This is a genomic window from Acidimicrobiales bacterium (genome assembly GCA_040219085.1).
Classification (GTDB): domain Bacteria; phylum Actinomycetota; class Acidimicrobiia; order Acidimicrobiales; family JAVJTC01; genus JAVJTC01.
The window spans coordinates 76,385-99,416 of sequence record JAVJTC010000020.1 but is presented as its reverse complement, the minus strand read 5'-3'; the positions used below and the strand labels follow the sequence as shown (position 1 = coordinate 99,416).

The following is a 23,032-nucleotide window of genomic DNA, read 5'->3' as shown; positions in this document are numbered from 1 at the left end:
ATCGAGTTCCATGAGGCGACGCGCCTGGACCCCGACGCCGTGCCACCGCCGTCGGCGGGCGCGACTCCGTCATCCACCTCGGCGCGCTCGGCAACGTCGCCCCGTCCGTCGCCGACCCGGTGGCGAGCCACGAAGCCAACGCCACTGGCACCTCTGAACCCCTCGTTGCGGTCTGCGAGGAGGACGAGGCCCACGTGGTCCTCGCGTCGTCGTCGAGCGTCCATGCGGCCTCAACCGGACCAGATAATCCGCTCCCAGCCCGGGTCGTACATGTCGGAGAGGTCTCGGCCGGCGAGCGCCGGACCGAACCACGGATCGGGTGCGATGACCCGGCGGTCAGCCGTACCGAGACGCACGCTCCACCAGGAGTAACTCGAGTTCGCCATGACGAAGCCACCCGTGCAGCGGCTCCCGAACTCGAGCGCCACCTCGGCCGAGACGCCATCGGGCATGAACCGGAACCGCTGGTCGGCGAAGACATCGGCCCGGCGGCACCAGGCCATGTCGTCGGAGCTGACCACGAACCGGGCATCGGGACCGAACCTGCTCGTCGCCTCCTCGTAATAGGACTCGGCCACCACAGGATGCAGGTGCGGCAGCTTGCGGTAGTCGGCGCCTCGCCGCACGTGGACGAACACCCAACCCTCAGGCGAGTCCGCGTCGAGTATCCGCCGTGACACCTCGGCGACTTCCGCCACGGGTCGGGCGATCCAGCTCAGATCCTCGTCGGGGAAATACCGGGCGGACTGGAAGAAGCCCATCAGACGGATCGAGGGGGTCGGCACGTCCGGAATGGGCGAGAACGAGTAGTCCGGCTCCGTGTGAACGAGAGACGGGCCGATCACGTGCCGCAGCCCCGTTCCCGGCTCGAGCATGACAACGCCGTCCTCCGCGAGCAGCGGCGCGAAGATCGTGTCCCAGTACGGCGGACCGTTGAAGACCCGCGGCCTGAGCACCAGTTGCCGCCCGGTCCGCCTGGCATGGAAACGGGCCGTGGCCAACATGAATATCTGGTTGCCGAGCCCGCCGTGGATGTGAGGGGCCACCGAGGGCGTCGTCTCGACGACGCCCACCCTGCCCAGAGCTTTCCAGACGGGCGTCAGGCCACGCTGGACCGGTTCCGCATCGACGAGCCGCCCGAGCCGACGTCGGAGGCGCTCATCCAAAGCGACGGATGTCGTCGTCGACGAGAGGGTTGGCGTTGCGGTGCACGCTCAGCTGCGCCATGACGCGCTCCTCGAAGCCCTTCAGCGGAACAGGTTCCACGGGGACATGCGAAATGAGCGGATGGGCGGGACGCTGGTCTATCTCGCCGAGGCCGAAGAGGACCTCGTGCATCTTCTCCCCAGGCCTCAGCCCGGTGAAGACGATCTCGATCGGACGGTCCGCCTGCGCCGCCAACTGCCGGGCGACGTCGAGGATCTTGACGGGTTCGCCCATGTCCAACACGAGCGCCTCGCCGTCGCGGCCGACCGCACCGGCCTGGATGACCAGCTGGGCGGCCTCCTCGGGGGTCATGAAGAACCGCGTCACGTCGGGGTGGGTGACCGTGATGGGGCCGCCGCTGGCGACCTGGGACCGGAAGGCCTCGAGCACCGACCCCCGGCTTCCGAGGACGTTGCCGAACCGCACCGACAGGTATGTGCCCGACTGGTCCTCGCCGTAGGCGGCCGTCAACTGCTCGGCGATCTGTTTGGTCCACCCCAGCACGCTCGTGGGATCGGCGGCCTTGTCGGTCGAGACGTTGACGAAACGGTCGACGCCGACACCGCTGGCGCCGCTCAACACGTTGAGCGTGCCGTAGACGTTGGTCTTGACGCCCTCCTCCGGGTACATCTCGAGGAGAGGCAGGTGCTTGAGTGCCGCCGCGTGGAACACGACGTTCGGGCGGTGCTCGGAGAAGACCTCCGCAACGCGCTCCGCGTCGCGGATGTCGGCGACCACGAGGTTGCGACGGTCCAGCAGCGCCCGACCGTGCAACGACAACTCCACGGCGTGCAGCGCCGACTCGTCGCGGTCCAACATGACGAGTTCTGACGGAGCGAACTTGTCCAGCTGGCGGCACAACTCCGAGCCGATCGAGCCGCCGGCACCGGTGACCAGGACGCGCTTGCCCCGCACGTAGTCAGCGATCTGCGAGACGTCGAGTTGGACCTCGTGGCGCCCGAGCAGGTCTCGGATGTCCAGGGGCCGGATGTCGGCCGCGCTCGGACGATGCCCCTCGAGGAACTCCTCCACGGGAGGGAGGACGGACACGTCGAGGCCCACGTCCACCGCCACCTGGGCGAGCTTGCGCAACAGGGTGGAATTGGCGCTGGGGATCGCCACGACGAGGTGGTCCACGTGGAGGCGACGGGCGACCTCGGCGATGTCGTAGCGGGTGCCGAGGACCTTGACGCCGCGCACCTCGAGGTGGCGCTTGTCGGCGTTGTCGTCGAGGAAGCCCACGGGGATCAGGGGGCTGTCGGGGTTGCGCAGGAGTTGGGTCACCAGTGAGATGCCACCCTCGCCGGCACCGAAGACCAGCACCCGCTTGGCCCGGGTGTGGTCCGGACGCAGTTGGCGCTCACGGAACAACCGCCACGTGTAGCGCAGGCCGCCCGTCAACAGGAGCGCCAGGGCCCCGCCGCCCGCGGCGACCGATGTGGGCGCGAGCCGGTCCGGGACCACCAGGTTGACGACCGCGACGATCCCCGTCGCCGACAACACGGTCCTCAGCAGCGCCGCCGCCTCGTCGAAGCTGCCGAAGCGCCACCGGCCGCGGTACAGACCGAATGCGCCGCCGATAGCGACCTGGCTGATCACGGCGATGCCGATCAGACCCCAGACCCGGTGCAGCGGCCACTCACCGAGCGTGAACTCGAAGCGCCACCACAGAGCCACCCACACGGCGAAGGTCCATGAGACGATGTCCACACCGAGTTCGAAGACACGACGACGGCGATCGGCCGCCTGGGCGACGCGCCACAGTGCGGTCTCCGCCCTGCGCACGCCCTGACGCATCCTGTCGACCATCTCTCGTGAACTCCCACAGGCTGCGGCCTGCATCACCGACCGCCCACGGTGCGCGGTCAGATATTCGGATTCGTCAGTGTACGGCCACTCTGGGCACTCGGGGAAGGGCCGTGCCCCATATCTCCCAAGAATTGATCATCTCGCCGCCGGACGGTTACCCGACCCCGAGGTGGGTCCGGTGACCTGGCTCCGCCCGCGAGGAACGTCGGGGCCGTAGCCTTCCGGGCGACACCGAGGGAGCGCGCCGTGGCGACACCGAAAGAGACACTGCGCCGCGAGAGCAGCGGACGCCGCGTCACCTCGCTGACCGAACGTCGCCTCGTGTGGGGCGTGTGCGCCGCATCGGGCATCGTCGGTGCCTTCGCCGACGGCCAACCCACCGGAACCGACGTCGTCGACATCATCTACCGGGCGCTGTTGGCGGCGGCCATCGCCTTCATCACGTCCTACGCCCGCAGGTGGTCGTGGCTCGTAGTGGCTGCGGCCACCGCCACCGCTGGTGCCGAACACGCGATGTCGCTGCTGTTCGGCCTCGCCGCACTCGTCGTCGCCATCCCCACCTCGATGTTCCTCGGCCGCCGACGCGTCTACGGAGCGGCCGTCGGTGGCCTGGCCGCCCAGGCGCTGTTGCGCCTCGGCGACTACGGGTTCACCGGCTCCAGCGCCCTGGTCGTCGCGGCGATTCTCACTCCGATGTTCATCTCGGGCTGGCGGGCCGCTCCCGCACGGGTCCGGGTGAAGACCCGGTGGGCCGCCCTCGGCGCCGTGGTCGTCGCGGGGCTGTTCTCCGGGCTCGCTCTCGTCGCCGCGCTCGGAGCCCGCAGCGACGTCGAGGAGGGGATCGACCTCGCCGAGGCGGGGCTCGACGCCCTCCGCGACGGCGACGACCAGCGCGCCGCCCGACTCCTCAGCGAGGCCGGCGACTTCTTCTCCTCCGCCAACGACAGCATCGACGCACCCTGGGCCATCACCGGCCGCCTCGTCCCCTTCGTCGGCCACCAGGCACGTGCACTCGGGCGACTGACCGGCAGCGCCGCGAACGTCACAGCGACGGCGGCGGAGGTCACCGACTCGATCGAACTCGATGCACTCCGCCCGAGCAACGGCCGCTTCGATCTGGCGCTGGTGGCGGACTATGAGCCCCGCGTCGCACGCGTCGTCGATGCCCTGCGCGACGCAGCCGACACCATCGACGACGTCGACAGTCCATGGCTGTTGCCTCCCATCACGGACCGCCTCGGCGAGATCGAGACGGAGATCGACGACAACCTGCCCGACGTGGAGCGCATCGCGGAGACCATCCGGCTGACACCGTCGCTACTCGGCGGGGAGGGCGAGCGCACGTACCTCGTCGTCTTCGTGACGCCGTCGGAGCTGCGCGGCCTCGGCGGCTTCATCGGCGCGTTCGGCGAACTGACCGCGATCGACGGACAGCTCGTGCTCACCCGCAGCGGACGCCCCGACGAACTCAATGCCGTCTTGCGCGAGAACGACGCCACCCTCAGCGGGCCCGAGGACTACCTGGTGAGCTACGGGCGCTTCACACCCGAACAGTTCTTCCAGGACCTGAGCTTCTCGCCGGACTTCCCCGACGTCGCCGAGGTGATCGAAGAGCTCTACCCCCAGGCCGGTGGGACCGAACTCGACGGAGTGATCTCGATGGATCCGGAGGTCCTGGCCGCGCTGCTGGACATCACCGGACCGGTCGAGGTCGGCGGCGAACGCCTCACCGAGTCCAATGCCGCCGAGTACCTGTTGTTCGACCAGTACGCCGCTCTCGAGGACCGCTTCGACGACGCTGAACGCCAGGACAGCCTCGACGAGGCCCTGCGCGAGGTCTTCGGTCGACTGCTCTCCATCGACGTGCCCTCGCCCCGGGTGCTGTCGGACATCCTGGGACCCGTCGTCGACGAGGACCGGCTGATGTTGCACTCGGTTCACCCCGACGAACAGGCGCTCTTCGTCGCGGCCGGCCTCGACGGAGCGCACCCGACCGTCGACGGCCAGGACCTCATCGCAGTCGCAGCCCAGAACGGAAGCCAGTCCAAGGTGGACTACTTCCTCGAGCGGCACATCACCTACGACGTCGGAATCGAGGCGACGGGGCGGGTCGAGGCACTCGTGACGGTGGAGGTGACGAACAACGCACCCGACGAGGGACTCTCGTCCGCGATCATCGGATCCAACGACCGCTTCTTCCCCGCGGGCCTCAACAAGACCCGCGTCGAGGTGTTCACCCCTCTCGACGTGGAGTTCGTGACCATCGACGGGCTACAGAGCGTGGTGGGACGCTCCACCGAGAACGGCCACAACGTGTTCTGGACCACTCTGCGTGTGGGTGCCGGCGAGACCATGACCTTCGAGTTGCGGCTCGCAGGAGCGGTCGATCTGTCCGACGGATTCTATGACCTGGTGGTCTCCCCTCAGCCCACGGTCAACCCGGACCGCTACACCGTGATCGCCCGACGACTGGACAACGGCGACCTGGCGCCGGCCGGCGGGTTCGAGGCCCGTGGTCCCGAACTGGTGGCGGATTTCGACGCCTCGGGCGATGTCACACTGCGGGCGGCGCTAGGGTGAAGGCAGATTCGTGACATCCCGGGTGCCACCCGTAGGCGGCCCCCGCTACTTGAGCGTCGGTGAACGAAATGAGACTTTTGGCCCACGCTCTGGTCACCGGGTCCGAATCCGGGTACATTGTCACTCAGAGTGTGATTCGGTCACGAACCGCCACTACCCGCACCACAGAGGCTCCTCATGCGTAGCTCACTGATCCGACGAATTGCTGCCATCGCAGGCCTCGTGCTCGCCGTTGGGCTCTTCGCCATCGCACCGGCCCAGGCGCAGTACATCGACGGCATCCAGTGTGATCTGATCGCCGACGACGGCTCGACAGTCACCATCAGCGGCGAAGGCTACGAGCCGGGCACCGAGGTCGCCGTGTCGATCAACCAGGACGGCGTCACCGCCCCCCTCGGCACCACCACCGCGGACGCGACCACCGCTTTCAGCGAGACGTTCCCCTACCCGACGGACACGTTCGACAACACCGCACCGGCCACCTACACCGCAGTCGGCCTTGGCGCCGACGGTGAGGACGACGTCCTGTCCACCACACCTCGCTCACAGGAGTCGCCGGCCCTCGACCCGGATCCCTGCACCATCGCTGCTGACGTTCTGAGCGAGACGGTGACCCCGACCCCCGAGGCGACCACCGAGCCGACCTCGGATGTCCTCGGAGACCTCGCCTTCACCGGCTCGTCGACCATGCCGATGATCACCATCGCCGTCGGCGCCATCGCACTCGGCTCGCTCGTCCTGTTCGGGGTCCGCACCCGCCGCTCGGAGAGCTGAAGCGTCGACCGGCCTGAGCGGTCGGTCCGATAGCCTCGCGGCCATGCAGGCCGCCTTCGACCCGCCGGTGCACCCGGCGGGTCTTCTCTTTCCATGACCCGCTCCGTCGTCATCGTCGGCCAGGGCTACGTCGGCCTGCCACTGTCGATACGGGCGGTCGCCGCCGGCTACGACACGTGGGGCTACGACCTCGACGAGTCCAAGATCACCGCGCTCGCCTCAGGGCGGTCGATAGTGGGCGACGTCAGCGACCCCGAGGTCGCCGACGCCCTTGCGTCAGGCCGCTACCACCCCACCACCAGCGCGGACGACCTGCCGGACTTCGACTTCGCCGTCATCTCCGTCCCGACCCCGCTGCGCGAGGGGGCCCCGGACCTCAGCTACATCGAATCGGCGAGCCGGTCACTCGGCGAGCACCTCACCGCCGGGGCGACAGTGGTACTCGAGTCCACCACCTGGCCCGGGACGACGGTGGAACTCGTCGGGCCGCTGCTCGAAGAGGGGTCCGGCCTCACGGCGGGCACCGACTTCCATCTCGGCTACAGCCCCGAACGGATCGACCCCGGCAACGCCGTCCACCGACTCGAGAACACCCCGAAGGTCGTCTCCGGCGTGAACCCGGCGTCGCTCGAGAAGGTCGCCGCGTTCTACCGCGACATCGTCGACGAGGTCGTCGAGGTCGCCTCCACCCAGACCGCCGAGCTGACGAAGCTCCTCGAGAACACATTCCGGCACGTCAACATCGCCCTCGTCAACGAGTTGGCCATGTACGCCCACGACCTCGACATCGACGTGTGGGAGGCGATCGACGCAGCCTCGACCAAGCCGTTCGGCTACATGCGATTCACCCCCGGCCCCGGTGTCGGCGGGCACTGCCTGCCGGTCGACCCCTCGTACCTGTCGTGGCGGGTCAAGCACAGCCTCGGCCTGAACTTCCGCTTCGTCGAGTTGGCCAACGACGTCAACGACCACATGCCCGACTACGTGGCACGTCGTATCACTGCGGCGCTGAACGACCAGGAGCGCCCGGTCAAGGGGCAACGGATCCTCCTGCTCGGACTTGCGTACAAGCGCAACACCTCCGACGCCCGGGAGTCACCTTCCGCCGACGTCGCCCGGGCCCTCCTCGATCTCGGCGCCATCGTCGTCGCCGCCGACCCCCACGTCATCGACGCCGACGTTCCCGCGGGGGTCGCCCGGGTCGACGCCTCCCCCGCCGAACTCGAAGCAGCCGACGTGGTCGTGATGCTCGTCGACCACGACGAGTTCGACGCCGACACGGTCGTGGCCCACTCCCGCTACATCTTCGACTGTCGCCGCGTGCTGGACGGCCCGAACGTCGAACGGCTCTGAGGAATCGGGACGCATGGGGCTACTCGACCCGCTCCGCGGTCACGGGATCCGCGATCGCATCCGCTGGTTCGCCCACGCGGCGACACCGAGCGTGGTCCTCGACGAACTCACCCACCGCCGATCGCAGCGGGAGCGACGCGAGAACCGTTCCGACGGCGCGTGGGACCTGTCCTGGATAGAGGTCACACCGAACTGTCGGATCGCGGTGTTCTGGTCGGTCGTTCCGGGCGTCGGTAGCGGGCCGTCGGCATCCGTGTACGTGCACGACTCCGAGGTGATGCGCCTCGACTGTTTCGGCGCCGACGAAGGGCATATGCATCTCAACCCCACCCAGGTGGAGGCGCTGCGACCGGTGAGCGACCCACGGGTGTACTTCGAGCCAGGTGACCGCGGCCGTCACGTGCAGCGGGCACGGTTCGAACTGGCGACGAATCTCCCCGCGGCTCTGGCGGCCAACCGCCTGCGGCGTGTGCGCTCGGCCGACATCCCCGTCGAAGCGGTCACCACTGCCGCCGCGACGATGGCGACATCGATGGCGATACTCGTCGACCGCCACGGCTCAGGCGTCGAGTGAAACGAACCCTCTGGGCGTCGCCTGGATGACACCCTCGCCAGACCCACGGAACAGGGTTGTCCATGCACCGACGTTGCCCGTGTGGGTGATGACACGTGGCATGCCTGCGATGACCATCACGGCGGCCACCATGTCGCGCGCGAACTCGAGGCGGCGGCCGTCGACTGCGGTCGAAAGGTGGATTCCCTGGAGGGTCTCGGTCACGGGCAGCACGGTGAAGCGGTCGCATCGACCGGCGAACTCGCGCTCGAAGAGCCGGGCGATCTGGGCCTGGTCGGTCTGGATGAGAATGCGGTCGACGGCGCCCTCGTCGAGCAGCGACCGGGCTGCTTCGACGTAGAGGGCCGAGTCGAGCGGGATCACCTCGCGAGCCTTGTCGGTTCCACGGATGCACACTGCGCCGTAGCGCGCCCCGGCGACGAGGAACTCCCGCTCGAGTTCAGCTGCCCGCTCGAGGACCGCCGGGCTCACGGCGAGGTACGTCTCGCGCAGTGCGGTGAGGACCTCGAAGTCGAACTGCCCGTAGTCGCCGTGGTGGTCGAAGCGGACCAGTCGCGACGGTTGCATCTCCTTCAGGCGGTCGAGACCCACCGGGTCCACGTCGGTAGTGAACAACACCGACCCGGTGGTGTCCCGCCCCGGGTCCCGGAACGCTCCGAGCGTCCGGTCGAGATTCAGCCGACGCGGGACGTGCCCGTCACGGAAGAGGTCCGCTAGTGACCACAGCGTCACCGAGAGGCAGCTGAAGAGGCCGTAGTCATGGACGACGTGAAGGGTCCCGCTGCCCTCGTCGTAGACGCCGTATTCAAGCTTGATCGCCCGTCGCCACACCGACCGCGGCAGGAACCTCTCGTGGCGGCGCCTCGGAACGTCGACCGGACGCGCCTCGATCTCGACTGCCCGGCGCAGGATTCCATTCACGAGACGGGTCGCGGCCACGACCGGCCTGGACCGCGCCCGACTCACGCGACCTCCGCGTAGATCTCTTCGAGACGATCCACCGCGTGGACCACCGAGAACCGCTCCGCCGCCTCGACGGCTGCAGCCGCGTGGGCACGTCGGACTTCGTCGTCGGCGAGCTCGATCTCCAGCGCGTCGACGAGGTCGTCGGTACGGTCCGGGTGCACGACGCGACCGACTCCCGCCGAGCGGACCACCTCGCCGACACCGCCGACGTCGGTGGCCACCACGGGCAGCCCGAGTGCGAGTGCCTCCATCAGCGCCACGGGGAGGCCCTCATGGCGCGACGCGAGGCAGAAGATGTCACCGGCCGACATGATGCGCACCGCGTCCGGGCGGTAGCCGGTGAGGATCATGCGATCGCCGAGGTGGAGCCGGCGATGCCGGTCCTCGATCTCCCCAGCCAACGGGCCCTGCCCGACGGCGACGAAGCGGACATCCGCTGTCTCGTCAATCACCTTGCGCGCAGCCGCCATCAGTACGTCGTAGGCCTTCTCCCTGCGGTAGTTGGCCACGGTCACCACCACGAGCTCGTCGTGACCGATTCCGAGTTCGTCACGCGCCCCCGCCCGGTCGGCCGCGTCGCGCACCGTGGCCAGATCGATTCCGTGGACCAGCACCTCGACATCGCCGCGCCGGGAGCGGTGCATGCTCTCGCGCACGCCGGACGCCACCGCCACGGTGTGGTCGTCGAGCCCCATGGTCAGCCGGTTGGCCCAGCGGGTGGCGCTGCGGTGCTTGCCCCACTCGTTGTGCTCGGTGGTGACCACGGCGGGGCGTATCCGGCGGGGCAGGGCGCGCACCATCACCCTGACCTTCGCGGCCAGCAACGGGGAGTGGACGTGGATGACGTCGACCGGGTCACGGCGTAGTCGCAGGAACAGTTGCGGCACCCACGCCACGTCACGGGTGCGGGGCGAGTCGTAGCACGTCACTGCGAGTCCGAGCTGGGTCAGCTCGGGCACGAGGTGGGACTTCTCCGGGACGAGGTAGGCCACCTCGTAGGCGAAGCGCTCGCGGTCACGCGCCCGGGCGTGGTGAACGAGAAGCCGCTCGGCGCCACCGGGCCCGAGTCCCTTGATCAGCCAGAGGACCCGGATCCGCCCGTCGCCGTCGGTTCCCATCAGAAGAGCTCCACGTCGCCGAGCGCGAGCTCGAAGTCGGCGATGGACGACGGCGCCGAAGTTGCCGCGTCACGCACCGTGACCACAGGGCCGAGGCGACCCGCCGGAATCCAGTCGAGCCCGCTGACGACCCCGGCCGAGACGATCAGGTGGTCCGCCCGGACCTCGCGGCGAAGCCGCTTGAGCAGCAGTCGCGCTCCCCTGCGGGGGTCGGGTCCGGGAACCAGAACCTCACAGACGGCACACTCGGTGGCCGGGCCGCGGGTACGGAGCCGGAACACGACGAGGCCGTCGGCGACCGTGCCCGGAGTCAACGCCCGGTAGCGCAGCGGCCCGAACCCGTAGCGCCATGCGAGATACTCCGCGCTGCGGGCGGTGCGCCAGGCGTCACCGGAACCGGCAGCAGCGTCGAGCAGGTCGGCCGTCTCATCGGGATGACTGGTGACGAGTTCGCTCACGGGCTCCCCGACGTCGCAAGGCAGCGACCACTTGGCGGCGGGCACCCGGGAGCGCATCGTCCGACCCAGCGAACCCAGACCAGCCGGGCGCACGGCGATCGGGACCGGGCCGACCTCCCGCCAGCCCATGGAGAGGTATCCCGGGCGACTCTGGTCGTTCGGCGTGTTGAAGACGAAGTCCACACCGTCGGCCTCGAGTTCGGCGAGGCCGTGCTTCGTAAGCGTGGAGAAGAGCCCCCGTCGCTGGTGCGACGGCAGTGTCGCCGTGTCCACCGCCCGGACCACCGACACCGACCGCTCGCCCCGAACGAAGCGCCACCGCATGAACGCCCGCACGGCCACGATCGCGCCGTCCTCGACGGCCACCCAGATCGGTGACGCTCCGAACGGGTTCCGCTGGTGTTTCCACCAGAACCACTCCTCGTTCGGGTCCTTCGCGTCCCAGCCGAGCGCGGCGGTGCACACAGCCACGACCTCACCGAGGTCGCTGTCCTGTGCCGCACGGATCTCCACGTCGGCAGCCTAAGACACCCCGTCCCCACGCGGGTCACTTCCCGCCGTCCCGAGACGACCCCGCCGAGCCGGTACGGTTGCGAGGTCGCTGTGACCGCCCCGAGGGAGAACCGTGGAGCTCGCCACGACGTTACGTACGACCGTGAAGCGGGCGGCGGCCGCCGCAGACCGCGTCGGCCCCGACCGGCGCGGCATCGTCATCCTGCTCTATCACCGCGTCGGTGCCGGCACGACCTCGCAGGTGGACCTGCCGGCCGACCTCTTCGATGACCAGATGGCGGCACTGGCGGACTCGGGTCGTGCCATGTCGCTCGATGCCGCGCTGGCGACTCTCGACGCAGCGGAGCCGCCGGCCGAGAGTCCCGTCGTCGTCTCCTTCGACGACGGGACCGGCGACTTCGTGGACGTCGCTGTTCCCATTCTGGAACGCCACGCGATTCCGGCCACGCTGTACGTGGCGACCCGCTGGATCGACGACGAGGAACCCTTCTGGGGCGACGGAACGCCACTCGGCTGGAGCGGTCTCGCCGAAGCGGTCGCGACGGGGCTCGTCACGATCGGATCGCACACCCACGCCCACCTGGCACTCGAGACCACCGCCGTGCGCGTCGCCGCAGCCGATCTCGACGTGTCGATCGGCCTGATCCGCGACAACCTCGACATCGACCCCCACCATTTCGCGTACCCGAAGGCGATCCCGCCCCGTGCGGCGACCGAGTCCATCGTCCGGGACCGCTTCGTGTCAGCGGCGCTGGCCGGCAACCGGGTGAATCCACATGGGGCGACCGACCGGCACCGCCTGGGCCGCACCCCGATCCAGACGAGCGACGGCATGCGCTGGTTCACCCACAAGCTCGACGGCGGGATGCGTCTCGAGGGGCGGCTGCGTGAACTGCTGGACCGGCGCAGGTACGCGGGCGCCGAGTCGTGAGGGCGCCGGAGGCCCTCCCCCGGATTCTCCACGTGACCACCGTCGACATGAGCCTCGAGCTCCTACTCGGCCCCCAGCTGCGGGCGTTCGCCGACGCCGGCTACGAGGTCCACACCGCGTCGGCGCCGGGGCCGTGGACCGATGCGCTCGAGGCCGACGGGATCGTCCACCATCCCCTCACCCATTCGACCCGTGCCCCGGCACCGCACCGCGACCTGCTCGCGCTCGGTGAGTTGCACCGTCTGTTCCGCCGGCTGCGTCCGGCGATCGTCCACACACACAACCCCAAGCCCGGCCTTCTCGGGCGTATCGCCGGCGCCACCGCCCGCGTTCCGGTCGTCGTGAACACCGTGCACGGGCTGTACGCGACACCCGACGACCCCCTCCCCCGCCGTCTGTTCGTCTACGCACTCGAACGATTCGCCGCCACGTTCAGCGACGCCGAGCTGGTGCAGAACCCCGAGGACGTCGCCGTGCTGCGCCGTCTTCGTATCCCGGAGTCCAAACTGACCCTCCTCGGCAACGGCGTGGACCTCGCCCGCTTCGGCGCATCGGAGGACTTCCCCCGGTGGCGCCTCGACGTGCGTGCGTCGTTGGGACTACACGAGGAGGCGGTGGTCGTGGGTGCGGTCGGGCGTCTGGTGGCGGAGAAGGGCTACCCGGAACTCTTCACCGCCATGCGGACTGTCCGAGCCGATCACCCCGAGGCCGTCCTGGTCGTCATCGGACCCGACGACCCCGACAAGCCCGACGCGCTCGACGACGCGACCCGCAGCGAAGCCGCCGAAGCGGGCGTGCGTTTCGCCGGCGAACGGTCCGACGTTCAACGGTGGTACGCCGCGATGGACCTCTACGTCCTCGCCTCGCACCGCGAGGGTTGGCCGCGTTCAGCAATGGAGGCCGCCGCCGCTGGCCTGCCGATCGTCGCGACCGACATCCGGGGATGCCGCCAGGTGGTCGACAACGGCCTCACCGGCGTACTCGTTCCGGTGAGGGACCCGGCCTCCCTCGCCGACGCCATCGGGCGACTCGTCGCCGACAGCCACCTGCGAACCGGGATGGGCGAGGCGGCGGCCCGCAAGGCCCGTCGGGACTTCGACCAGTCCACCGTGATCGACATCACACTCGCCACCTACGAGCGCCTTCTCGCCGACGCCTGATCGGCAGGCATCCGCAGCACCGGAACGGCGAGCGCGAGCAGCCACGCCACGAGTCCCACCGAGGCGATGACCACAGCGAGGACCGTGGCCTCGGAGGTGCCCCGACCTATGCCGGCGACCCGACCTGCCACGACGGCGGTGACCGACACGATCACGGCGGCCGGAACCGGCCCCAGGTGCAGCCGTCCGCGCCTCCTGCCGACCATGGTCTCGAGGACCGGCGCGAGTATCGCCAGGGCGACTGCGCCGAGCGCACCAGCCATCGACGGCGGCCGGCCCCGGGCTCCCACGATCGCTGCTGCGAGGACCAGCGCGGCCGTAGCGATCACAGCCGCCGACGAGACGGGCGGCCACGCTCTGAGCCAGGACACCAGAGCCAGCACGACCAGACCCGATCCGACGAGGGCGATGGCCTCCGTGTCGGGCACGCAGACGAACACCCCGACGGCACCCGCGGCCCACAGGACGATCGACCGGGCTCGCACGTCCCGACTCCACGAGAGAGAGACGGAGAACACGACGGCCAGGCCGAACGCGATGATCCCCGCTGCGAGCACACCGTCCGGCGCCTTCCTCAGCGCCTGAGCGTCGAGCAGGTCCCGGCTGGCTCCGATGACGGTGATGATCGCCACGAACCACGCCAGCCCGAGCCCGCGACGTATCCCGATGTGCGCCCAGCCGAGCAGCGCGGCGGCCATTGCCGCGCACGCGCCCAACATGGCCTCATCTGTCGGGAAGTCGGACATGGTTCGGCACCGGCGTCCAGCCTACGACTCCAGAACGCGCCGAACCGGTGTGTGGCCCGTCCCCGACAGTCGCCGGCCGTCGCCCCTCGCTAGAGTCGCCCGTACCGCAAGACGCACGACGAGAGTCATCGGGGAACGCCGTGGTGAAGTCCACGTGGGTCGTAGTCACCGCGCTCTGCATGATCACCGCAGCCTGCGCGTCGTCCACCGACGAGGCCCCCTCCACCTCCGGTGTGCAGGAACAGCCCCCCGCCGCTTCCGCACCCGAACCCACACCCGAGGTCTCGCGACACGCGGAGTCGCCCGTAGCCGATCCGCCGTCGCCACGCTCCACACCTTCGGACGCGACCGTTCCCCCCGACGATGCCGCCGGCATCGAAGCACCCACCGACACCCCTCGAACGACACCGGCGACGCCTGCGGGCGAGGCCACCAGATGCGTCGATCCCGGTGGCGACCCGTGGCTCGACGGGCCCGTGGCGACCGCGACGACACTGCGCGACGGGGGCGGGGATTCGGTGACCGTCCACGCCGTCGTGTACCCCCACCCGTCCTACGAGGGGAACCCGTGGAGCCAGTGGGGACAGGGCATCGTGCTCGACGACGGTCGGCACCTGTCCGCGATCGGCGACCACCTCGGCGTCGACGGGAACTCCTACATCTACGTCTACGAGCACGACATCCGCCAGTTGACGATGATCGCCGACGTCATCGACCTCGTCGACCATCAGCCGGGCGCCTGGGGGTACGGCAAGATCCACGCTCAGATGGTCGAAGGGCCGTGCGACGACGTGTACGTGGCAACGTACTGGGGCACCCGGCGCAACCTCGACTACGGCGACGGGTATTCGGGAGACCACCTGTTCCGGCTCGACCCTCGGGCCGCCACGATCCGGGACCTCGGCGTCCCGGCCGAACAACGGGGCATCCCCTCGATGGCGGCAACCTCAGACGGCCGGTATCTCTTCATGGAGGCCGTGGAGCCCGAGACCGACACCGGGACGCTCCTGGTGTTCGACACCGCGACCGGCGAGGTCGTCCGCAGCATCACCGAACCCGGCCACGACGGCTTCCGTAGCCTCGCAGTCGACGACATGGGCCGGGTCTTGTGGACAGTCGGCGACGGCCGCCTCGCCGTGCTCGATCCGTCCACCGGCGAGATGACCCGTCTCACCGACGAGATGCCGGGTCGTTTCCTGCGAGCCGTGGTCGGACCGGACACAAAGGGCACGCTCGTCGGCGTCACCCGCAACCCCGAGGTGTTCTTCACGATCGACAGCGGTGGTCGCATGGAGGTCCTCGACGACGCGGCCGGATACACGACGTCCATGGCGGTCTCTCCCGACGGCGACACCGTCCTCTACGTCCCCGACGCACACGGTGGCGCCTGGGAGCAGGGGACCCCGCTGCTGGAGCTGGACCCCGAGACCGGTCGCGAGTCCGTGATCGTCGAGCTGAACGACCTCGCCGAACGACAGCTCGGCCTGCGCCTGGGCGGTACCTACAACCTGACAGTCGACGCTGACCGGAGACTCGTCTACATCGGCTTCAACGCCGGCGAGGCGGGCGAGGAGAGCTTCGGCGAGGTCGTGCTCGTGATCGTCGAGCTCCCGTGAAGCGGACGCCGGTGGCCACGCTTCTCGGGTTCTGTCTGCTGGCGGCCGCATGTGGAAGCGGGTCCTCCGGCGAACCGGCAGCGGGCCCTGCGGCGGCGGCCACACCCACCGCCGGGCAGCACGACCTCACCCCGGAGCCGAACCCGTCCGCGCCGGCCGGAGACTCCTCCACCGGGGCGGATCAGCCACCGGCCGCACCGACCCCCGACGACACGGATCCGCCAACCCCTACAGCCACGACCGAGGCAGATCACCCACCTGCGATCGACGGAGGGGACCATCGAGCCCTCGTGTGCTGGGCCGCACCGACCGATGGGGCCGCAGGACCGTTGAGTTTCGTCGACGAGACCACCGGGTTCGGTCTGGATGAGCCGCTGCGGGGCATGCATGCGCACGCGGCGGCCTTCGGCGACGTCGACGACGACGGTCTCGTCGACCTCGTCGTGGGCACGTTCGCCGACCGACCTGTGGAGAACTACGCGCTACGCGGTGCCGACGGCCCGGCGCCCGACCGGCTCCTGCTGGGCGACGGCGCCGAGTTCGCCGCCACGACCGACCTCGACGGAGCGCTGGGCCGGACGAGCGGGGCCGTGTTCGCCGACCTCGACCTCGACGGCGATCTCGATCTCGTCCTCGCCCGCAATCCCCGGACGAATGAGCGGCAACGACTCCCGAGCTCCGTCTACGAGAACGACGGCGGCCGACTCGACCCCGTCGAAGGGGACGGGATCGACCCGACCCTCGGCGGACGGTCGATCGGCGTGCTCGACGCCGACCGGGACGGCCTTCCCGACCTCTTCGTGCTCGAGGACCGTTGGGCGGGAGGATCCTCCCGGCTGTACCTCAACCGTGGCGACCTGCGGTTCTCCGATGCGACCGGGGAACTCGGGTTGCCGCTCGACGTTCACGGACTCGGAGTCGTCACCGTGGATCTGAACGCCGACGGCATGGCCGATGTCTTCGTCGGCGGCTCCAACCGGCTCTTCGTCGGCGGTGAGCGTGGTTTCACCGAAGCCGACTCGTCGGTGTTCGTCTGGGACCTACCCGGAAACGAGGACGACGTCGCGGGCGTCGACGCAGCCGACGTCAACCGCGACGGTCGGCCGGACCTGATCGTCGGCCAGCACTTCAACTCCACCGTCGACGACGACCGGACCGAGCCCGTCCGGCTCTACCTCAACACGACGGTCGCCGCCGGCGATGCACCCACCTTCGTCGACGTCACGCGGGCGGCCGGGCTCGTCGGCCTCCCCACGAAGGCGCCCCACGTGGAGTTCGCCGACCTCGACAACGACGGCTGGCCCGACATCGTGACATCTGCGTCCGCCGAGGGTGGAACACGGGCCGCCGTGTTCCGACATCTCGGTATCGACCCGGAAGGAATGCCGACCTTCTCAGCTCCGACCGGCCTCGGCTCGGACCAGTACTGGGTCAGCGCGCCCGTCGCGGACGTCGACCGCGACGGACGTCTCGACCTCCTCCTCGTCGAGTGGGAACCCGCGCTGGGTTCGGTTCTGGCCATGAACCGGTCCCGGACGGGCCACTGGATCGAGGTATCCGTCGATGCCTCTCTCGGCGGTGGACCGGGCACGCTCGTATCGGTGTACGAGCCCGGGCACGCAGGTCACCCCGAAGCTCTCGTCGCACAGCGGGAGATCAGCGCGTCGGCGGGCTATTCCGCCGGCCACGAGGCCACCGTGCACGTCGGCGTCGGCGGGCGCGTCGAGGTAGACGTCATCGTCGCCGCACCTGGCGAGCCAGCGGTCACCCTCTCGGGGGTGGCCGTGGACCGCCACATCCGGCTACCCGCGGGTTGCAGTCCGTAGAGAAGGACTCGCGACACCGCCCCGTAGCGAAGGCGTTCGGGCGCCGTCAGCGCCTCCGTCGACCGACTACCCAGACGCCGATCACCGAGACGGCCAACGTGATCCCCGACGTGATCAACAGCAGCAGGTACTTCGGCATCGAGACGTCGAACATCAGCCATTCGACGTCGGTGTCCTCGGTGTTCTGGAAGATGAACAGGAGAAATGCCACCACGCCGAGCAGGCCCACGATGAGGCCTACGTTGATGCTCCGCCCCGAGTCGTCGAAGCCCTGTCCCTGATTCTCGTTGGCCATGTCACCCTCCCGTTCGCATCCACGCTAACCGACAGCGGCGAAGTGCATGGTGGAGAGAGGCACGGCGCGTCACGAGTGACGTGCGACGATAGACAGTCGACAAGGGAAGGTCACACATGGATGTCGCCGTAACCGGCTCCTCGGGACTCATCGGAACCAAGCTCGTCGCCCGACTCACCGCAGAAGGCCACCGCGCGGTTCGCGTCGTTCGGCGCCGACCCGAGCACGGAGCTGACGAGATCTACTGGAAGCCCTCGGCGGGCGAGATCGACGCGCCATCCTTCGAAGGACTCGACGCGGTCGTCCACCTGGCCGGCGCGGGGATCGGCGACAAGCGGTGGAGCGACGCACGCAAGAAGGTCCTCTACTCGAGCCGGGTCGACTCCACCAAGCTGCTCGCCGACACGCTCGCAGGCCTCGACAACGGTCCGGGTGTCTTCCTCAGCGGATCGGCGATCGGGTTCTACGGCGACCGCGGCGAGGAGGAACTCACGGAGTCCTCGACCCCCGGCGATGACTTCAACGCGGAGATCTGCATCAACTGGGAGAAGGCCGCGGCGCCCGCCGTGGAAGCCGGCGTCCGCACCGTCAACCTCCGCACCGGAATCGTGCTGGACCCCGACGGCCCGTTCCTCGGCCGCCAGTTGCCGCTGTTCAAGCTCGGCCTCGGCGGCCGGATGGGATCGGCGGACCGCTGGCTCAGTTGGATCTCGATCGACGACGAGGTCGACGCCATCATGTTCCTGCTCACCGCCGACGTGGCCGGTCCCGTGAATCTGACCGCCCCGAACCCCGTCCGCAACGGCGAATTCACCGACACCATCGGGCGGGTCCTGCACCGACCGACGGTCCTCCCGGTCCCCATGATCGGCCCCAAGCTCCTCCTCGGTTCCGAGGCGGTGGAGAACCTCATCAACAGTGCGAAGATCCTCCCTACCGTCCTGCAGGCCGCCGGGTACGACTTCCACCACCGCGACATCGAGCCGGCGCTACGCGCCGTGCTCGGAAAGGACTGACCATGACCGACGATTTCACACCTGCCGTCCACGAAGGTCGCAAGGTCTGGGCGAGTCGGGTCATCGCTGCGCCCGCCGAGACTATCTTCGACCTGCTCACGGACCCGGCACGGCACAGCGAGATCGACGGCAGCGGAACGGTGCAGAAGTCCGCGGTCTCGGGTCCCCCGCGCCTCGAGATGGGCTCGAGATTCGGGATGAAGATGCGCATGGGGCCCTTCCCTTACGGGATCAAGAGCACCGTCCTCGAATACGAGCCCAATCGCCTGATCGCCTGGGGCCACTTGGGAAAGCACCGCTGGCGCTACGAACTCGAGCCGGTCGATGACGACCACACGAAGGTGACCGAGACGTTCGACTACTCGACCGCAGCCATCCCGAGCGCCCTCGAGCTGATGGGTTACCCCAAGAGGCACGCGACGAACATCGAGAAGACCCTCGAGCGCCTCGACGCCGCGGTGACCACCTGAGCTCGACAGACGTGGCGACATCCGGTTCCGGGCGGCAGGTGGCCTCGACCGCCAAGAAGCGGGCGCATCGCGTCCGGGGACGTCTCATTCGCGTGGGGCGTCCCGAGTGGCACGTACTCCCGTCGTTCCTGGTCCTGGGAGCGATGAAGGCGGGAACGAGCGCGCTGTTCCACTACCTGAAGTCCCATCCCGGTGTCGTCGCTCCGCGCGTCAAGGAACTCAACTACTTCGGTGCACCCCACCGCTACGAAAGCTTCGGCGACTATCGGCGCGAGTTCCCCCACAGGCTCTACATGCAATGGCCCCGCCGACGCATCAGCGGCGAGGCGACGCCGTTCTTCTCCCACCCGCTCGGGCCCGCGCGGGTACGCGCGGCTCTGCCCGACGTGCCGATGGTGGTCCTGCTGCGTGAGCCCGTCAGCCGGGCCCACTCGCACTTCCACCACGCCCGGCGCCACGGCCACGAACCGCTCGAGACCTTCGCTGAAGCTGTCGCGGCCGAACCCGGCCGACTGGCAGCGGTCATGGAGCAGGTTCGTGCCGGCGACGACACGGTGCAACCGAGGTGGGCGAAGTGGGCCTACCTGCACAAGGGCATGTACGCGGACCACCTCGAGGCCTGGTTCGCCCACTTTCCCCGCGACCAGATCCTCGTTCTACGGAGCGAGGATCTCCGAGACCACCCGGCGGAGACGTTCGCCACGGTCCTCGAACACCTCGGCCTCGGACCTGCGCCGGCCTCGATGTCGTTCGCGCCGCGCCACGAAGGCACCTATGAGGAGATGGATCCGGCCCTGAAAGCCGGCCTGGACACGCACTTCGCCGACTCGAACCGCCGCCTCCGGCAACTCGTCGGAATCAGCTGGCCCTGAGGCTGGTCAGCCCGCTTCGATGCCGAGCTTCTCGAAGATCTCGGCTTTGCGTTCCTCGAAGGACTCCTCGTCGATCTCTTCGGCCGCATAACTCTCGCTGAGCTTGCGGAACCGCTCGAGCAGCGCCTGCTCGTCCTCGACGGTGTCGTCGATGTCCTTGCGTTCTTCCTTGCGAGCCGCCTTGGCGGCGGCCTTCTCCTGGCGCTTCTTCTCTCGGAGTCGCTTCTCGAAGGTCTCTCTACCGCGTGCCATCAGTGGACCACGACCTTTCTCGCTTCGTCGCCCCTGCGTCCGGGAGCAATCTCGAAGGAGACCGCTTCGCCGCCCTTCAGCGACTTGCCCGCACCGGGCAGTGCGCTGTGGTGCACGAACACGTCACCGCGCTCGGCGTGGGCGATGAACCCGAAGCCGCGTCGACGGTCGAAGAACTTGACCTCACCCGAATGGGTGTCGCCGCTACCGGCCGCGGCGACGGCGACCTTCTCACGTTCGGGACGGCGCCGGCCGTTCGCGGGCTCCCGCGACCGGCCGTTGTCACGCTGCGTCGATGCCTTCGACGTCGGCTCGGACCGTGTCTCGGGTCGGGCCTTGGCCGCGGGCTTCGTGGCTCCGCCACTCTGTTCAGGAGCGTCCTCGATGTCGAGCGAACGCAACATCTTGCGGGCGTCACGCATCTGTGAGGATTCCAGCAGGGAGATGACCTGACCCTCGGCACCCGCTCGGCCGCTGCGGCCCGAACGGTGCACATAGGTCTCCGCGTCGGCGGGCGGGTCGTAATGCACGACACACGCCACGTTGTCCACGTGGATACCGCGTGCAGCCACGTCGGTTGCGATCAGAGCGGTGACCCGCCCGGACATGAAGGCCTCGAGTGCCCTCTGGCGCTGGTTCTGGTTGCGACCGCCGTGGATCGGGGCGGTCACGACGCCGAACTTCTCGATCTGGCGGGCGACGCGGTCGGCGCCGCGCCGAGTCCGACAGAACACGATGGTCGACCCGTGACGCTTGATGACGTCAGCGGCGACCTTCGCACGCTCGGTCCGACCGATCTCGACCAGGGTGTGGCACAGGTCCGGCTCGTCGCCCGGGGTGGTGACGTCGTGCCGGACCGGGTTGGTCTGGTAGTTGCGGACGAGACGGTCGACGGCGCCGTCGAGCGTCGCGGAGAAGAGCATGGTCTGGCGCTTGCGGCTCGTCTGGTCGAGCAGCTTCTCGACCGCAGGCAGGAAGCCCATGTCGGCCATCCGGTCCGCTTCGTCGAGAACCACGCGTTCGACGTCGCCGAGGCTGACGGCACCCTCACCGATGAGGTCGGCGAGGCGTCCCGGGCACGCGACGAGGATCTCGACGCCACGGGACAGGCCCTTGCGCTGGGGCCCGTAGCCGACTCCGCCGAAGACGGTCAGAATGCTGCTGCCCATCGAGCGGGCGAGGGGCTTCAACTCGTCGGCGATCTGACCGGCGAGTTCACGGGTGGGGGCGAGCACGAGTGCCCGCGGGCGCTTGGGCTTCGCAGACGGCAGGTTGGCGACGAGCGGGATACCGAAGGCGAGCGTCTTGCCCGAACCGGTCGGCGCACGGCCGCAGATGTCGCGGCCGGCGAGGCCGTCGGCCACAGCGGCCGCCTGTATGGGGAACGGCTCGGTGATGCCACGTTCTGCGAGTACGTCGCAGATAGCGCGCGGCGTTCCGAGTGATTCGAAGGTCGTTGTCACGGTATTTCTCCTGGCCCGCGCGGATGCGGGCTGATGCGGGGGGCTCGAGACGCACTCGCTCGAGCAGCACGCCCGTGGGCGGAGAAGACCGAGAGATCTCCGACGCCCAGCCTTCGGGCGGCGGATCAGGATGCGCTCGGAGGGATCACATTGCGACCTCTCCGACTTGGTTCGAGGCTACAGCCCCGCACCCGGGATGCGACGCAGCGCCCACGGTGCGTCGTCAGCGGACTGCGACGATGGCGTCCACCGCTGCGAGTTGGGCGAGCTTGTCGTCGACGCCGACGCAGTGGTTGGCGTGATGGACGAGGATTCCCTGAGGGACGTCGAGGCGGGATCCCTGTGTCCACACGCCGGGATGGGACAGACCCGGGTTCCACACCGTGCGGGGCAGCGCCCGCCACCGGACCCCGTGGATCGAGTGCGAACGACGGGGAGCGACCGTGGTGATCGCCCGGAAGGTTCCACGCGCGACGCGGTCACCAAGCCGGAGGCTGCGGCTGCCGAGATAACTGCGGCGGACCTCGAGTGCGGCGTTGAGCGCCGACTCGTCGCCGACGTGGGCACCGGATGCGAACTCGTCACTCCATCGGCGCAGGAGCCCGCCGAAGCGGTCGCTGACCCGGAAGATGAAGAACCCGGCGCAGACGGAGCCGTCGACCCCGCCCTGTTGGAAGACGATGTCGTCACGGCCCAGCAGGGTCCGGGCGACCGCGGGCGTGAAGCCCTCGAAGAAACGCACGTCGACGTCACTGAAGACGACGACTTCGTCGTCGGCCTCGAACGCCGAGAGGACCGTCTGGATCTTCGCGTTCATCTGCTCGTGCCAACCGTCGGCCTCGAACTCCGCCGACGGGCAGTGCTGGGCGATCGGGAAGACATCGGGTTCGAACCCGGGCCCCAGAGTCGGCAGGAACCACTTCTCGGTCAACACATCGTGCGACGGACTGGAACACGCGACGACGCGCACAGGTCGGTCCTTCCGGGGGAGCGTCGGGAGCCGCGGGGCGGATCCGGGCCCCTAGGATAAGGCG

20 protein-coding genes and 2 pseudogenes are annotated in these 23,032 nt (G+C 69.0%); 11 read left to right on the top strand and 11 right to left on the bottom strand.

Translation table 11 applies throughout. The features are described from left to right. Positions 1 to 230: 230 nt before the first annotated feature. Both RIE08_07925 and RIE08_07920 read right to left on the bottom strand, forming a co-directional pair. A complete protein-coding gene (locus tag RIE08_07925; protein ID MEQ8717526.1) occupies positions 231 to 1,166 on the bottom strand; it encodes an alpha-1,2-fucosyltransferase in 936 nt (311 codons plus the stop codon). Beyond that, the gene (locus RIE08_07920; protein MEQ8717525.1) at positions 1,159 to 3,015 is read right to left on the bottom strand and encodes a nucleoside-diphosphate sugar epimerase/dehydratase; all 1,857 of its coding nucleotides are present in this window, start codon (positions 3,013 to 3,015) and stop codon (positions 1,159 to 1,161) included. Before RIE08_07920 ends, RIE08_07925 begins: the two co-directional genes overlap by 8 nt. A 246-nt stretch (positions 3,016 to 3,261) precedes the next feature. Between RIE08_07920 and RIE08_07915 the strand changes: the two genes are divergently transcribed. The 4 genes from RIE08_07915 (at position 3,262) to RIE08_07900 (ending at position 8,296) form a co-directional block, all read left to right on the top strand. After that, positions 3,262 to 5,595: a DUF4012 domain-containing protein gene (locus RIE08_07915; protein ID MEQ8717524.1), complete on the top strand. Its 2,334-nt coding sequence runs from the start codon at positions 3,262 to 3,264 to the stop codon at positions 5,593 to 5,595. 177 nt (positions 5,596 to 5,772) lie between these two features. After that, positions 5,773 to 6,369, top strand: coding sequence for a hypothetical protein (locus tag RIE08_07910; protein ID MEQ8717523.1), 597 nt, complete (start codon positions 5,773 to 5,775; stop codon positions 6,367 to 6,369). A gap of 93 nt (positions 6,370 to 6,462) precedes the next feature. Then, positions 6,463 to 7,722 carry a nucleotide sugar dehydrogenase gene (locus RIE08_07905; protein MEQ8717522.1) on the top strand — a complete coding sequence of 420 codons (1,260 nt, stop codon included), beginning with the start codon at positions 6,463 to 6,465 and terminating at the stop codon, positions 7,720 to 7,722. A 13-nt stretch (positions 7,723 to 7,735) separates the two neighbouring features. Beyond that, a complete protein-coding gene (locus tag RIE08_07900) occupies positions 7,736 to 8,296 on the top strand; it encodes a hypothetical protein (GenBank protein MEQ8717521.1) in 561 nt (186 codons plus the stop codon). Here RIE08_07900 and RIE08_07895 read toward each other — a convergent pair. From RIE08_07895 to RIE08_07885, 3 genes are read right to left on the bottom strand one after another with little or no spacing between them, the layout of a single operon-like run. After that, entirely contained in the window at positions 8,282 to 9,262 is a 981-nt protein-coding gene (locus RIE08_07895; protein MEQ8717520.1) for a hypothetical protein, read from the bottom strand. The genes RIE08_07900 and RIE08_07895 overlap by 15 nt on opposite strands. Then, positions 9,259 to 10,380 (bottom strand): glycosyltransferase, encoded by a 1,122-nt coding sequence (locus tag RIE08_07890; protein MEQ8717519.1) that lies wholly within the window; start codon positions 10,378 to 10,380, stop codon positions 9,259 to 9,261. Before RIE08_07890 ends, RIE08_07895 begins: the two co-directional genes overlap by 4 nt. Next, on the bottom strand, positions 10,380 to 11,351 hold the full coding sequence (locus RIE08_07885) for a GNAT family N-acetyltransferase (GenBank protein MEQ8717518.1): 972 nt from the start codon (positions 11,349 to 11,351) through the stop codon (positions 10,380 to 10,382). Before RIE08_07885 ends, RIE08_07890 begins: the two co-directional genes overlap by 1 nt. A gap of 112 nt (positions 11,352 to 11,463) precedes the next feature. Between RIE08_07885 and RIE08_07880 the strand changes: the two genes are divergently transcribed. Continuing rightward, positions 11,464 to 12,282 (top strand): polysaccharide deacetylase family protein, encoded by an 819-nt coding sequence (locus RIE08_07880; GenBank protein ID MEQ8717517.1) that lies wholly within the window; start codon positions 11,464 to 11,466, stop codon positions 12,280 to 12,282. 32 nt (positions 12,283 to 12,314) lie between these two features. Further along, positions 12,315 to 13,442 carry a glycosyltransferase family 4 protein gene (locus RIE08_07875; protein ID MEQ8717516.1) on the top strand — a complete coding sequence of 376 codons (1,128 nt, stop codon included), beginning with the start codon at positions 12,315 to 12,317 and terminating at the stop codon, positions 13,440 to 13,442. Here RIE08_07875 and RIE08_07870 read toward each other — a convergent pair. Further along, positions 13,415 to 14,188 carry a hypothetical protein gene (locus RIE08_07870; GenBank protein MEQ8717515.1) on the bottom strand — a complete coding sequence of 258 codons (774 nt, stop codon included), beginning with the start codon at positions 14,186 to 14,188 and terminating at the stop codon, positions 13,415 to 13,417. The two genes, RIE08_07875 and RIE08_07870, sit on opposite strands and share 28 nt — an antisense overlap. Positions 14,189 to 14,331: 143 nt before the next feature. Here RIE08_07870 and RIE08_07865 point away from each other — a divergent pair, with 143 nt between their 5' ends. After that, a complete protein-coding gene (locus tag RIE08_07865; protein MEQ8717514.1) occupies positions 14,332 to 15,804 on the top strand; it encodes a hypothetical protein in 1,473 nt (490 codons plus the stop codon). Further along, complete coding sequence (locus RIE08_07860) at positions 15,801 to 17,630, top strand: CRTAC1 family protein (protein ID MEQ8717513.1); 1,830 nt, start codon at positions 15,801 to 15,803, stop codon at positions 17,628 to 17,630. The genes RIE08_07865 and RIE08_07860 overlap by 4 nt, the downstream gene beginning before the upstream one ends. A gap of 46 nt (positions 17,631 to 17,676) precedes the next feature. Here the strand turns inward: RIE08_07860 and RIE08_07855 are convergent, their stop codons facing one another. After that, the gene (locus RIE08_07855) at positions 17,677 to 17,925 is read right to left on the bottom strand and encodes a hypothetical protein (GenBank protein ID MEQ8717512.1); all 249 of its coding nucleotides are present in this window, start codon (positions 17,923 to 17,925) and stop codon (positions 17,677 to 17,679) included. Between the two features lie 116 nt (positions 17,926 to 18,041). On the opposite strand from RIE08_07855, the gene RIE08_07850 reads away from it, so the two are divergent. The 3 genes from RIE08_07850 to RIE08_07840 are packed head-to-tail and all read left to right on the top strand — an operon-like array spanning position 18,042 to position 20,283. After that, positions 18,042 to 18,941 (top strand): TIGR01777 family oxidoreductase, encoded by a 900-nt coding sequence (locus RIE08_07850; protein MEQ8717511.1) that lies wholly within the window; start codon positions 18,042 to 18,044, stop codon positions 18,939 to 18,941. Positions 18,942 to 18,943: 2 nt separating this feature from the next. After that, the gene (locus RIE08_07845) at positions 18,944 to 19,411 is read left to right on the top strand and encodes an SRPBCC family protein (GenBank protein MEQ8717510.1); all 468 of its coding nucleotides are present in this window, start codon (positions 18,944 to 18,946) and stop codon (positions 19,409 to 19,411) included. 38 nt (positions 19,412 to 19,449) lie between these two features. Further along, entirely contained in the window at positions 19,450 to 20,283 is an 834-nt protein-coding gene (locus RIE08_07840; GenBank protein MEQ8717509.1) for a sulfotransferase domain-containing protein, read from the top strand. Between the two features lie 6 nt (positions 20,284 to 20,289). On the opposite strand, the gene RIE08_07835 is transcribed toward RIE08_07840, so the two are convergent. The 4 genes and pseudogenes from RIE08_07835 to RIE08_07820 form a co-directional block, all read right to left on the bottom strand. After that, positions 20,290 to 20,535 carry a hypothetical protein gene (locus RIE08_07835; protein MEQ8717508.1) on the bottom strand — a complete coding sequence of 82 codons (246 nt, stop codon included), beginning with the start codon at positions 20,533 to 20,535 and terminating at the stop codon, positions 20,290 to 20,292. Next, positions 20,535 to 20,723 (bottom strand): annotated as a pseudogene (locus tag RIE08_07830) (cold shock domain-containing protein). The gene RIE08_07835 and the pseudogene RIE08_07830 overlap by 1 nt, the downstream one beginning before the upstream one ends. 285 nt (positions 20,724 to 21,008) lie before the next feature. Further along, positions 21,009 to 21,998: pseudogene (locus RIE08_07825) on the bottom strand (DEAD/DEAH box helicase). A 223-nt stretch (positions 21,999 to 22,221) separates the two neighbouring features. After that, positions 22,222 to 22,968, bottom strand: coding sequence for a putative nucleotide-diphospho-sugar transferase (locus RIE08_07820; GenBank protein MEQ8717507.1), 747 nt, complete (start codon positions 22,966 to 22,968; stop codon positions 22,222 to 22,224). Between the last annotated feature and the right edge of the window lie 64 nt (positions 22,969 to 23,032).